Consider the following 13,225-nt stretch of genomic DNA (forward strand, 5'->3'; position numbering starts at 1 on the left):
GCCGCCCCCTTGGGCCGGGCCTCCCCCCCGCCGCCCCCCCCCCGCGCCGCCCCCCCCCCCCCCGGGGGGGGGCCCCCCCGCCCCCCGCCGGGCCGCCCCCCCCCGCCCGGGGGGGCGGGGCCCCCCCCCGCCGCACCGGCTCGCCGGCGAACGGCACGAGCACCTCCGACGCGGCGTCCTCGGTGGCCACCGGCGTCCATGCGCTGTCGTCGAAACCGGCCGTGCTCCAGGCCGGATCGTGCCGGCGGGCGTCGAAGCGCTCGCCGATGAAGAGGTCGGACCAGACCCACGGCCCGTCGGCGCTGACCACGTCGCCGCCCGAGGTGAGCACCTGACGACGGCCGTCGGCGGTGGTCAGGTGCAGCTGCCAGATCGCGCTGGTGCTGTCGCCGAACTGGGCGCTCGACCCGGTGAGCCCGATCCGCCCGGCCCACCAGCCGTCGGCCAGGGCCACACCGAGCACGTTCTCGCCCACTGCGATCAGCCCGGTCACGTCGTAGCACTGCACCGAGACGCGCGAGCCGTAGCTGTCCGAGCCCGGCGCCAGCACCTCGTCACCGGCCACCGTGCCGTTCACCCGCGCGGAGTAGACGCCACGGGCGGTCATGAACAGCCGGGCCCGCACCACCGGGGCCGCCACGGTGAACCGCTGCCGCAGCAACCGGACCGGCCGCAGACGGTCGGCCACCGGGCCGGCCGGACGGCGGCCGGTGATCCAGTCCAGCATCGTCCAGCGCTCGGTGGTGGTGGCCCGGTCCTTCGGGGTGACCCACTGCGCGCGCCAGTCCTCCGGGCGCAGCAACGCGGTGCCGAACCCGGCCGTGGCCCAGGAACTCACGGTGCCGGCCTGGTCGGTGATCCGCACCCGCCACTCGTAGTCGGTGTCGGATTCCAGCTCGGCACCGGGCATCTCGACCAGATGACTCTCCCGGGAGACGACCCGGCCGCTGCTCGCGACCGGCCGGCCGGCCCGCAGCACCTCGATCTCGTAACCGGCCTGGGAACGGCCCGGAAGCCAGGACAGACGGGGACGGGAAGTGGCGACCGCCAGGGGGGTTCGCTGGTACTCGACCGACAGACCGGTGACCGGGGAATCGCTCACGACATGCTCCTTCGCATCCGTCCTCACTGGTGCCCGGCAACCGAAAGTACCTGGCTTCCCGCGAAAAGGGAACGCGTTCGGTTTTCACAGGAACCCGCTGGTCACCTACCCTGAGCGGATGAGTGAGCCACGCCGACGTGGGAGCTACGCCGTGGGCCGGGAGCGCCGGGAAAGGATTCTCGACGCCGCCACCGAGCGATTCGCCACCTCCGGGTACACCAGCACCTCGATGGCGCGAATAGCGAAGGATGTCGGGATCTCCACCACCGGCCTGGTGCACCACTTCCCGACCAAGCAGCACCTGCTGCTGGCCGTCGCGGACCGGCGTTTCGACAGTGCGGGGGTGGTGGCCGGGCCGGCGACGAGCGCGGACGGCGAGCAGCTGATCCGCTCGCTCCAGTCGATCACCCGGCATTTCCTCGACCAGCCGGGCTTGATCGAACTGTTCGTGGCACTCAGCGCCGAGGCGGCGGACCCCTCCAGCGCCGCGCACGAGCTGTTCGCGGCGCGCTACGAGCGCATCATCGACGACATCGCCGGGCGCTTCCGGGCGTGCGCCCGCGGCGGTTCGTTCCGCGCCGACGTGGACTACGACGCGATCGCCCGGGAGGTGGTCGCGGTGTCGGACGGCATGCAGCTCCAGTGGGTGCTCTCCGGCCGCCGCACCGACCTGGCGGGCGACAGCGAGAGGTACCTGAGCCGCCTGGCCCAGGCCCTTCGTCCTTCCCCGCCTCCTGCGTGAGACGTTTCAGCAGGCACCACGAACGGACGACGGGGAGCTGCGCCGCACGCCCCCGTCGTCCCCCGTTCTGCAGCTTGCCGGGACAGGTTCACCCGACCGCCCACCGATAGCCCGGGAATCCTCGGCCGAGGACACTGGATGGTCCCGGCCCGGCCGTGCTACGTTCTGATGAAACGTTTCAACGAGGAACGGACAACGCCGTCATGACACAATTTCCGGACGTCGCGCCCCAGCTCGCGCAGCAGGCGATCGAGCTCCCCTCCTGGGCCTTCGGCAACTCCGGCACCCGCTTCAAGGTCTTCGGCTCCGCCGGCACCGCCCGCGACCCGTTCGAGAAGATCGCCGACGCCGCGCAGGTGCACCAGTACACCGGCCTGTCCCCCAGCGTCGCCCTCCACATCCCCTGGGACCGGGTGGAGTCGTTCGCCGACCTGCGAAAGCACGCTGAAGACCTGGGCGTTCAGCTCGGTACCATCAATTCCAACACCTTCCAGGACGACGAGTACAAGCTCGGCGCCCTGACCCACACCGACGCGAAGATCCGGCAGCGGGCCATCGACCACCACTTCGAGTGCATCGACGTGATGAACGAGACCGGCAGCCGCGACCTGAAGATCTGGCTCGCCGAGGGCACCAACTACCCGGGCCAGGGCGACCTGCGCGGCCGCCAGGACCGGCTGGCCGAGTCGCTGGCCACGATCTATCAGCGGATCGGCGAGAACCAGCGCCTGGTGCTCGAATACAAGTTCTTCGAGCCCGCCTTCTATCACACCGACGTGCCGGACTGGGGCACCAGCTACACCCAGGTGGCCGCGCTCGGCGAGCGCGCCGTGGTCTGCCTCGACACCGGTCACCACGCCCCGGGCACGAACATCGAGTTCATCGTGATGCAGCTGCTGCGCCTGTCGAAACTCGGCTCGTTCGACTTCAACTCGCGGTTCTACGCGGACGACGACCTGATCGTCGGCGCGGCCGACCCGTTCCAGCTGTTCCGCATCCTGTTCGAGGTGATCCGGGGCGGCGGCTACGGCAACCCGGACGTCGCCTTCATGCTCGACCAGTGCCACAACATCGAGCAGAAGATCCCCGGCCAGATCCGCTCCGTACTCAACGTGCAGGAGATGACGGCCCGGGCCCTGCTGGTGGACACCCAGGCACTGGCCGCGGCGCAGGAGGCCGGCGAGGTGCTCGCCGCCAACCAGATCTTCATGGACGCCTTCTACACCGACGTGCGTGGTGACCTGGCCGCCTGGCGGGAGACCCGGGGCCTGCCGGCCGACCCGATGAAGGCCTACCTGGAATCCGGTTACCAGCAGCAGATCGAGGGCGACCGCGTCGGCGGGGCCCAGGCCAGCTGGGGCGCCTGAACCCCGCCCCTCTCGTAACAGCATGTCTTCCAACGTCGTTCAGCCCGACAGCCCATCCGAACCACCGACGAAGGACCACGTATGACGAACGAGACCGTCGCCGCGCTCATCGCCCGCAGCAACCGCCTCGGCGCAGACCCGAAGAACACGAACTACGCCGGTGGCAACACCTCGGCCAAGGGCAGCGAGACCGACCCCGTCACGGGGCAGCCGGTCGAGCTGCTCTGGGTCAAGGGCTCGGGCGGTGACCTCGGCACCCTCACCGAAAAGGGCCTGGCCGCCCTGCGTCTGGACCGGATGAAGGCTCTGGTCGATGTCTACCCCGGCATCGACCGCGAGGACGAGATGGTCGCGGCGTTCGACTTCTGCCTGCACGGCAAGGGCGGCGCCGCACCCTCGATCGACACCGCCATGCACGGCCTGGTCGACGCCGCGCACGTCGACCACCTGCACCCGGACAGCGGCATCGCGATCGCCACCGCCGCCGACGGTGAGGAACTCACCCGGAAGATCTTCGGCGACAAGGTGGTCTGGGTTCCCTGGCGCCGTCCGGGTTTCCAGCTCGGCCTGGACATCGCCGCGATCAAGGCGGCCAACCCGCAGGCGATCGGCACCGTCCTGGGCGGCCACGGCATCACCGCGTGGGGCGACACCAGCGAGGAGTCCGAGCGCAACTCGCTGTGGATCATCTCCACGGCCGCCGAGTACATCGAGAAGAACGGCTCGGCACAGCCTTTCGGTGGCGTGCGGGCGGGTTACGAGGCCCTGCCGGCCGACCAGCGCCGGGCCAGGGCGGCCGCGCTGGCCGCCACCGTGCGCGGCATCGCCAGCCGGGACAAGCGGCAGGTGGGTCACTTCACCGACTCCGACGTGGTGCTCGACTTCCTGGCCAGTGAGCGGGCGCCCGAGCTGGCCGCCCTGGGCACCAGCTGCCCGGACCACTTCCTGCGCACCAAGGTCAAGCCGCTGATCCTCGACCTGCCGGCCACCGCGAGCGTCGAGGAGAGCATCACCCGGCTGAAGGAACTCCACGAGGAGTACCGCGCCGACTACACCGCCTACTACGAGAAGCACGCCGACGAGAACAGCCCCGCCATCCGCGGCGCGGACCCGCTGATCGTGCTGATCCCGGGTGTCGGCATGTTCAGCTACGGCGCCAACAAGCAGACCGCGCGGGTGGCGGGCGAGTTCTACGTCAACGCCATCAACGTGATGCGCGGCGCCGAGTCGCTGTCCACCTACACCCCGATCTCGGACGCGGAGAAGTTCCGCATCGAGTACTGGGCGCTGGAGGAGGCCAAGCTCCGGCGGATGCCGAGGCCGAAGTCGCACGCCGGGCGGATCGCGCTGGTCACCGGCGCTGCCTCCGGCATCGGCAAGGCGATCGCCGAGCGCCTGGCCGCCGAGGGCGCCTGCGTCGTGATCGCCGACCTCGACCTGGCCAAGGCGCAGGCCGCGGCGGCCGAGATCGGCAACAGCGACGTGGCGATCGGGGTGGCCGCGAACGTCGCCTCCGGCGAGGCCGTCCAGGCCGCCGTGGACGAGGCCCTGCTCGCCTTCGGCGGTGTCGACCTGGTGGTCAACAACGCCGGCCTGTCGCTGTCCAAGCCGCTGCTGGAGACCACCGAGGCGGACTGGGACCTCCAGCACGACGTGATGGCCAAGGGCTCGTTCCTGGTGTCGAAGGCCGCGGCCAAGGTGCTGATCGAGCAGGGCCTGGGCGGCGACATCATCTACATCTCCTCCAAGAACAGCGTTTTCGCCGGCCCGAACAACATCGCCTACTCCGCCACCAAGGCCGACCAGGCCCACCAGGTGCGGCTGCTGGCGGTCGAGCTGGGCGCGTACGGCGTGCGCGTGAACGGCGTCAACCCGGACGGGGTGGTGCGCGGTTCCGGCATCTTCGCCTCCGGCTGGGGCGCCAACCGCGCGGCGACGTACGGGGTCAAGGAGGAGGACCTCGGCCAGTTCTACGCCAACCGCACCATTCTCAAGCGGGAGGTGCTCCCGGAGCACGTAGCCGACGCGGTGTACGTGCTGACCGGCTCCGAGCTGAGCCGCACCACCGGGCTGCACATCCCGGTGGACTCCGGCGTCGCCGCGGCGTTCCTGCGCTAGAGCACGCCAACGACCGGCCGGGCCCAGCACGGGCCCGGCCCCATGGAAGGGCAGTCAAGGTGAGCAACGCCGGTACAGTCGCCGCCGTCGATCTCGGTGCCACCAGTGGACGCGTGATCCTCGGGACCGTGGGGGACGGGACGCTGCGCATGCGGCACGTCGCCCGGTTCCCCAACGACCCCGTCCAGCTGGGTGATGGCCTGCACTGGAACATCCTGGAGCTGTACCGGCAGGTGGTGGGTGGCCTGGCCGCCGCCCGGGAGCAGGCCGACGTGCTCAGCGTCGGGATCGACTCCTGGGCGGTGGACTACGGCCTGCTGCGCGGCGGTGAGCTCCTCGGCGTGCCGCACCACTACCGGGACGCCCGTACCGCCGCCGGCGTGGCCGCCGTCCACGCCCGGTTCGGGCCGGCCGAACTGTTCCGCCGCAACGGTCTTCAGCACCTGCCCTTCAACACCGTGTTCCAGCTGGCCTGCGAGGGCGGGACGGGGCGGCTCGGCCTGGCCGATCGTCTGCTGCTGATTCCCGACCTGCTCGGGTACTGGCTCACCGGCGCCGAGGTGGCCGAGCGCACCAACGCCTCCACCACCGGCCTGCTCGACCCGCGCACCGGAACCTGGGACGACGAACTGCTCGCGGCGCTGGGCATTCCGGCGCAGCTGCTGCCGGGTCTGGTCGATGCCGGAACCCCGGTGGGCAAGCTCACCGGCAGCGCCGCGAGCCTGGTCGGCTCGCCGCTGGAGGTGGTCACGGTCGGCTCGCACGACACCGCCTCGGCGGTGGTCGCGGTGCCGGACACCGGCCGCGACTTCGCCTACATCTCCTGCGGCACCTGGGGTCTGGTCGGCCTGGAGCTGGACGCCCCGGTGCTGACCGACGCCGCCCGCGAGGCCAACTTCACCAACGAGGGCGGTGTCGACGGCCGGATCCGGTTCCTGCACAACGTGATGGGCCTGTGGCTGCTGTCGGAGTCGGTGCGCACGTGGGACCGCGGCGCGAACAGCAGCCAGCGTTCCAGCAACCTGGAGCAGTTGCTGGCCGAGGCCGAGCAGGCACCGGCTCCGGCCGCGGTGTTCGACGTCGACGACGAGCGGTTCATGGCCCCGGGCGACATCCCGGCCCGGATCGCCGCCTGGTACGCCGAGCACCACCTGCCGGCGCCGGCCACTCCCCCGCAGTTCGCCCGGGCCATCATCGAGAGCCTGGCCCAGGCCTTCGCCGACACCGTGCACAACGCCGCCCGGATCGCCGGCCACCCGGTGACCGTGATCCACCTGGTCGGGGGTGGCGCGCAGAACAAGCTGCTGTGCCAGGCCACCGCCGACCGCAGCGGGCTGCCCGTGCTGGCCGGCCCGGTCGAGGCCACCGCCATCGGCAACATCCTGGTCCAGGCCCGCGCCGCCGGGCTGATCGACGGCGGGCTGACCCGGATGCGAGAGTTGGTCAGTCAGGCCTTCACACCCGTCCGCTACGAACCCCGATTCTGAGTTTTCCCGAGGAGCACGTCGTGGTGCAACGCCAGTTCCCGAAGGCCGCCGAGGTCTTCGAGCTCATGCAGTTCAAGAAGCCCGAGTTCAACGGCCGCAAACGCCGCCTCGACAAGGCGCTGACCATCTACGACCTGCGCACGATCGCGAAACGGCGCACGCCCCGCGCCGCGTTCGACTACACCGACGGCGCGGCCGAGGGCGAGCTGTCGCTCGACCGCGCCCGCAAGGCCTTCGAAGACGTCGAGTTCCACCCCGAGGTGCTGCGCGACGTGGCCCGGGTGGACACCTCCACCACGGTCTTCGGCGGCGCCTCGGCCCTGCCGTTCGGCATCGCCCCCACCGGTTTCACCCGGCTGATGCAGACCGAGGGCGAGGTGGCCGGGGCCGGTGCCGCCGGCGCCGCGGGCATCCCGTTCTGCCTGTCCACGCTCGGCACCACCTCGATCGAGGGCGTGCGGGACGCGAACCCCTCGGGCCGCAACTGGTTCCAGCTGTACGTGATGAAGCAGCGGGATATCTCCTACGGCCTGGTCGAGCGGGCCGCGCAGAACGGCTTCGACACGCTGTTCTTCACCGTCGACACCCCGGTGGCCGGGGCCCGGCTGCGCGACAAGCGCAACGGCTTCTCCATCCCGCCGCAGATCACCCTCGGCACGGTCGTCAATGCCATCCCCCGGCCGTGGTGGTGGTACGACTTCCTGACCACCCCGAAGCTGGAGTTCGCGTCGTTGTCGTCCACCGGCGGCACGGTGGGCGAGCTGCTCGACTTCGCGATGGACCCCACCATCAGCTACGAGGACCTGCGCATCATCCGCGAGATGTGGCCCGGCAAGATCGCGATCAAGGGTGTCCAGACCGTCGAGGACGCGCGCAGACTGGCCGGTCTCGGCGTCGACGGCATCGTGCTGTCCAACCACGGCGGCCGTCAGCTCGACCGCGCGCCCATCCCCTTCCACCTGCTGCCCGACGTGGTGCGCGAGGTCGGCCAGGACGTCGAGGTGGTCGTCGACACCGGCATCATGAACGGCGCCGACATCGTCGCCTCCATCGCCCTGGGCGCGAAGTTCACCCTGGTCGGCCGGGCCTATCTGTACGGCCTGATGGCCGGCGGCCGGGAGGGCGTGGACAAGATGATCGAGATCCTCTCCGACCAGATCGTGCGCACCATGAAGCTTCTCGGCGCGCACTCGCTGGAAGAGCTCACCCCCCAGCACGTCACCCAGCTGGAGCGTCTGGGCCCGATCCGCCGCGGCTGAGTCCTCTGCCGTGGTTCCCCCGTCCGGAAACCGGGGAACCACGGCAGAATGGACGAATGAGCGTCGTCATCGAAGACCGCCGCATCCCCGGGCCGCACGGTGAAATACCGCTGCGGCTCTACACTCCCGATTCCGCGCCGCCGACCGTGAACCTGGTCTGGGCGCACGGCGGCGCGTTCGCCGTCGGCGACCTTGACATGCCCGAGAGCGACTGGGTGGCCCGGCAACTGGCCGACCGCGGAATCCGGGTGGTGGCCGTGGACTACCGCCTCGCCCCTGTGCCCCGGAGCCTGGCCGTCCAGCTGGAGGGGCAGCACGGCGGTGACACCGGCAGCCACTACCCCGTCGCCTCCGAAGAGGTCACCGCCGTCTTCTCCTGGGCTGTGCACGCTTTCGGCGGCACCTGGGCGCTCGGCGGGGCCAGCGCCGGGGCCGACCTGGCCGCCGGGGCCACCCTGCGCCTGCGCGACGCCGGGGGCCGGCTGCCGGCCGGCCTGCTGCTGGCCTACCCGATCGTGCACGCCGAGCTGCCACCGCTGACGGCCGAACTGGCGCACCAGGCCGCGAGTCTGCCCGGCCGGTCCGCGTTCCCGCCCGACACCGTGCTCGCGATGAACCTGAACTATGTGCGGGATCCGGCCCTGCTGCGTGAACCCTACGCCTTCCCCGGAGGTCACGACTTGACCGGCCTGCCACCGGTGTTCATCGTCAATTCCGACGCCGACACGCTGCGCGCGTCCGGCCAGCAGTTCGCCGCGGAACTCGCCCTGGCCGGCACCGACGTCACGGTGGTGCGCGAGAAAGGCACCCAGCACGGGCATCTCAATCTCCCGGACGATCCGGCGGCAACCCGCAGCATCGCCCGCATGGCCACCTGGCTGCTCTCCCCCACCCTGAACTGACCTCAAACCGAGGACGACGCCGGGCCCGTCACGGCCCGGCGTCGTCCTCAGTTTTGCCAGTGGCAAAGCGTTGACACGCCCCGGTGGGACTTGCATGCTTCTTGAGCGCTTTCCGGACAATCCGGACAATCACCCTTGTCGGCGCTGACGAAGGGAAAGTCACCATGACCATGAGCCGCCGCCAGGTGCTCACCGCCACGGCCGGACTGGGCCTCCTGGTCACCGCGTGCGGTTCACCCAGCTCCCCGGGATCGAAGTCGCCCGTCGCCGGAACGGCCGAGGCGGTGCCCGCCACCCCCTCCGAACCGGTGGTGCTGAACGTGCTCGACGTGGCGGGCAACCTCCAGCTGACCCAGCCGATGATCGACGACTTCGTCAAGAAGAACCCGAAAATCATCTCCAAGGTGACCTACACCAGCGCCACCGCACCCGACCTGGTCGGAAAGATCAAGGCGCAGCAGGGAGCCGACCGGGTCAGCATCGGGCTGGTGCTCACCGGCACCGACGGCCTGGCCGCCGGCATCGAGCAGAACCTGTGGCAGCAACTGCTTCCGGCCAACCAGCAGCGGCTGTCGAACATGGCCAACTACCAGGAACCGGCCGCGAACATGCAGAAGCTGGCGGGCGACGCCGGCGTGGTGGTCACCTACTACCCGTCCGGGCCGCTGCTGGAGTACATGCCCGACCGGGTGCCCGAACCGCCCACCACCGCGGAAGCCCTTCTGGCCTATGCCAAGGCGAATCCCGGCAAGGTGGAGTACGCCCGGCCGGCCAACTCCGGCCCGGGCCGCACCCTGCTGATGGGCCTGCCCTACGTGCTCGGCGACTCGGACCCGCACGACCCGGTGAACGGCTGGGACAAGACCTGGGCCTACCTGGCCGAACTGGCCGAGTACATCGACCGTTACCCCTCCGGCACCACGCAGACGATGAAGGACCTGGCCGGCGGAACGGTCGACATCATCGCCTCGACCACCGGCTGGGACATCAACGCCCGCGCCCTGGGCACGGTTCCGGCAGAGGCGAAGATCACCACGCTCGACGGCTTCCACTGGGTCACCGACGCGCACTACGCCGTGGTGCCGCGCGGGGTCAGCACCGACCAGGAGGCGGCCGTTCTCGCCCTGGTGCAGAACATGCTCACCCCGGAGCAACAGGCGCAGGCCTACGACACCGGCTACTTCTACCCGGGCCCGGCGATCCAGGGGGTGGACGTGTCGATGGCACCGGCGCAGAGCCAGGAGGTGCTGAAGACCTACGGCCGCCCGGAGTACGACGCGCTGATCGAGGACAACCCGAAAGAGGTTCCGCTGGAGGCGGAGGCGCTGGTCAAGGCCTTCGACACCTGGGACCGCGAGATCGGCGGATCCAAGGTGGAGAAGTGAGTTTCTCGCAGTTGCGTCTGGAGGGGGTCGGGCGGCGCTTCACCGGCACCCCGGCCCTCGAAGAACTCGACCTGACCATCTCCCGCGGCGAGTTCGTCGCCCTGCTGGGCCCTTCCGGCTGCGGCAAGTCCACGGCGCTGAACTGCGTGGCCGGCCTGATTCCGCTCAGCAGTGGCCGGATCTGGATGGACGACCGGCGGGTGGACGTGCTGCCGCCCGAGCGCCGGGGTTTCGGCATGGTGTTTCAGAACTACGCGCTCTTCCCGCACCTCACCGTGCGGCGCAACGTCGAGTTCGGCCTGCGCATGCGCCGTCTGCCGAAGGCCGAGGTGACCGAACGCACCACCCGGGCACTGGAACTCGTGCACCTGGAGGACCAGGCCGGCAAGCTGCCCGGCCAGCTGTCCGGCGGCCAGCAGCAGCGGGTGGCGATCGCCCGGGCGGTGGTGCTGGAGCCCTCGGTGGTGCTGATGGACGAGCCGCTGTCGAACCTGGACGCCAAGCTCCGGCTGGAGATGCGCACCGAGATCCGGCGCCTGCACCAGAGTCTCGGCCTGACCACGATCTACGTGACGCACGACCAGGAGGAGGCGCTGTCGATGGCCGACCGCCTGGTGGTGCTGCGCCAGGGGCGGGTGCAGCAGATCGGCACCCCGGAGCAGCTGCACTCACAGCCGGCCACCTGGCACGTGGCCGACTTCATGGGCTGCCGCAACCTCTTTCCCGCCACCGCGGTCGGGGTCTCCGGCCGTACGGTGACGGTGGACGTCGACGGGCTCCGGCTGCGCGGCAGCGCGGCAGCGGACCTGCCGCAGGGCGAGCGGGTGGCGATCGGTATCCGGCCCGAAGACATCGAGGTGACCACGGATCCCGCGGGCGACGGCACGGTCGCGGCCACCGTCTCCGTGGTGGAGTACCAGGGCCGCGAGTTCGCCGTGGAGGCGCTGACCGGCAACGGCCTGCGGTTCCACGTGCGCACCAGCGCCCGGCTGGTGCCGGGCGACGCGGTGGCCCTGCGGCTGCCGGAGCAGCGGCTGCTGGTGTTCCCGGGCGGCGACGACCTGCCGCAGCCGATCGCGCCGCTGGCCGAGGTGACGTCGTGAGCACAGCGACGGCCACACCACGCAGCACCGAGAATCCGCAGCGGAAGCCGGATCTGCGCCACCGGCTGGCCGAGCGCGGGGTGGACGCCCGGCTGCTGCTGCTCCTGCCCGGCCTGATCCTGGTGCTGGTGCTGTTCGTGTACCCGTTCCTCTACGGGCTGGGGCTGTCGTTCCAGCCCACCGACGGCGGCGGGCCGCTCGAGAACTACCGCCGGTTCTTCAGCGACTCGTTCCAGCGCGACACCATCGGCACCACGCTCTGGCTGGCGCTGCCCGCCGCGCTGTTCAACGTGCTCGCCTCGGTGCCGATCGCCTACCGGCTGCGCGGCCGGTTCCGCGGAAAGCGCCTGCTGACGACCGTTCTCGTCATCCCGATCACGCTCGGCACGGTGCTGACCGCCGAGGGCCTGCTGAACTTCGCCGGCCCGGCCGGATGGCTGAACCGGGCGCTGGCCGCCGTGGGCCTGATCGACGACCCGCTGCGGCTGGTGAACAACTACTGGGGCGTGTTCTTCTCGCTGGTGATCAGCGGGTTCCCGTTCGCCTTCCTGCTCGTTCTGTCGTACCTGTCCGGCATCGACCCGTCGCTGGAGCGCGCGGCCGCCTCGCTCGGCGCGGGCCGCTGGGACCGGTTCCGGCTGATCACCTTCCCGCTGCTGGTGCCCGGCCTGGCCACCACCTTCTGCCTGACCTTCGTGCTGGCGTTCAGTGTGTTCCCCTCGGCCATCCTGGTCGGCGACCCGACCGGCAGCACCCGGGTGATCTCGATCGCCGCCTACCAGGCGGCCTACGAGCAGTACGACTACCCGCTGGCCTCGACCATCGCCATCGTCATGGGTTTCATCGAGCTGGCGGTGATCGGTCTGGTCCTGGCCGGGCGGTCGCGGTTCTACACCGGCACGACAGGAGGCAAGGGCGCGTGAACACACGCAGGGTCTCCGCCTCCCCGATGGCCTGGCTGGTCTGGGGCGCCGTCGCGCTCTTCCTGGTCTGGCTGCTCGGCGTGGTGGGTTCGGTACTGGTGAACTCGTTCGGCGAGCGCTGGTTCGACACCTGGCTGCCCGCGGGCTGGACCACGCAGTGGTACCGGCAGGCGTGGACCAGTTTCGGGTTGTTCGACGTCATCGTGACCACCCTGGAGGTGGCGCTGGCGGTGGTGGTGCTGTCGGTCGTGGCCGGGGTACCGGCCGCGTACGTGCTGGCGCGCAGGCCCTTTCCGGGCAAGCAGGTGCTCTGGTTCCTGTTCCTGCTGCCGATCATGATGCCGCCCATCACCTACGGCATCCCGCTGGCCACGGTGCTCTACAAGGTCGGGCTGGCGGGCAACCTGAGCGGCGTGATCCTGGCCAACCTGGTGCCGTGCGTGCCGTTCGTGGTGCTGACCATGACGCCGTTCATCGAGCAGATCGACCCGGCGATCGAGAACGCGGCGAGAATGTCCGGCGCGGGCACCTTCTCGGTGTTCACCCGGATCCTGGCACCGCTGCTGCTGCCGGGCATCCTGGCCAGCTCGATCCTGGTGCTGGTGCGCACGGTCGGGATGTTCGAGCTGACCTTCCTGACCGCCGGGCCCACGTCGTCCACCCTGGTGGTCGCCCTGTTCAACTCGATGAACGCGGCCGGCATCCGGGCCCAGCAGTCGGTCGACGCGATGGCCGTGATCTACATGCTGGTGATGCTCGTGCTGCTGGTCACCGCACTGCGTTTCGTGAACCCGACGCAGCTGGTGTCGCAGGTGAAGGAGGAGCCGCCGGAGTAGT

Annotated in this window: 11 protein-coding genes; 10 read left to right on the top strand and 1 reads right to left on the bottom strand. The window is 70.4% G+C overall.

Annotated features, from left to right (window positions below; translation table 11 throughout):
• The coding region (locus KIH74_RS38415) for an alpha-L-rhamnosidase N-terminal domain-containing protein (protein WP_214155017.1) at positions 1-1,102 on the bottom strand (1,102 nt) is incomplete at its 3' end.
• A 118-nt stretch (positions 1,103-1,220) separates the two neighbouring features.
• On the opposite strand from KIH74_RS38415, the gene KIH74_RS07220 reads away from it, so the two are divergent.
• The 10 genes from KIH74_RS07220 (at position 1,221) to KIH74_RS07265 (ending at position 13,224) form a co-directional block, all read left to right on the top strand.
• Complete coding sequence (locus KIH74_RS07220; protein ID WP_214155018.1) at positions 1,221-1,844, top strand: TetR/AcrR family transcriptional regulator; 624 nt, start codon at positions 1,221-1,223, stop codon at positions 1,842-1,844.
• Between the two features lie 203 nt (positions 1,845-2,047).
• Entirely contained in the window at positions 2,048-3,211 is a 1,164-nt protein-coding gene (gene rhaI / locus KIH74_RS07225) for an L-rhamnose isomerase (protein ID WP_214155019.1), read from the top strand.
• Positions 3,212-3,292: 81 nt separating this feature from the next.
• Positions 3,293-5,329, top strand: coding sequence for a bifunctional aldolase/short-chain dehydrogenase (locus KIH74_RS07230; protein ID WP_214155020.1), 2,037 nt, complete (start codon positions 3,293-3,295; stop codon positions 5,327-5,329).
• 59 nt (positions 5,330-5,388) lie between these two features.
• Positions 5,389-6,816: a rhamnulokinase gene (locus KIH74_RS37535; RefSeq protein WP_308113633.1), complete on the top strand. Its 1,428-nt coding sequence runs from the start codon at positions 5,389-5,391 to the stop codon at positions 6,814-6,816.
• A gap of 20 nt (positions 6,817-6,836) precedes the next feature.
• The gene (locus tag KIH74_RS07240; protein ID WP_214155021.1) at positions 6,837-8,075 is read left to right on the top strand and encodes an alpha-hydroxy acid oxidase; all 1,239 of its coding nucleotides are present in this window, start codon (positions 6,837-6,839) and stop codon (positions 8,073-8,075) included.
• Positions 8,076-8,131: 56 nt separating this feature from the next.
• Complete coding sequence (locus KIH74_RS07245) at positions 8,132-8,977, top strand: alpha/beta hydrolase fold domain-containing protein (protein ID WP_214155022.1); 846 nt, start codon at positions 8,132-8,134, stop codon at positions 8,975-8,977.
• A 164-nt stretch (positions 8,978-9,141) separates the two neighbouring features.
• Positions 9,142-10,362 (top strand): extracellular solute-binding protein, encoded by a 1,221-nt coding sequence (locus KIH74_RS07250; protein WP_214155023.1) that lies wholly within the window; start codon positions 9,142-9,144, stop codon positions 10,360-10,362.
• Positions 10,359-11,465: an ABC transporter ATP-binding protein gene (locus tag KIH74_RS07255; protein ID WP_214155024.1), complete on the top strand. Its 1,107-nt coding sequence runs from the start codon at positions 10,359-10,361 to the stop codon at positions 11,463-11,465. Before KIH74_RS07250 ends, KIH74_RS07255 begins: the two co-directional genes overlap by 4 nt.
• Positions 11,462-12,388: an ABC transporter permease gene (locus KIH74_RS36000; RefSeq protein ID WP_214155025.1), complete on the top strand. Its 927-nt coding sequence runs from the start codon at positions 11,462-11,464 to the stop codon at positions 12,386-12,388. Before KIH74_RS07255 ends, KIH74_RS36000 begins: the two co-directional genes overlap by 4 nt.
• A 26-nt stretch (positions 12,389-12,414) precedes the next feature.
• A complete protein-coding gene (locus KIH74_RS07265) occupies positions 12,415-13,224 on the top strand; it encodes an ABC transporter permease (RefSeq protein ID WP_246571953.1) in 810 nt (269 codons plus the stop codon).
• Position 13,225: the final 1 nt, after the last annotated feature.

This window comes from Kineosporia corallincola, assembly GCF_018499875.1.
In the GTDB taxonomy this organism is placed as follows: domain Bacteria; phylum Actinomycetota; class Actinomycetes; order Actinomycetales; family Kineosporiaceae; genus Kineosporia; species Kineosporia corallincola.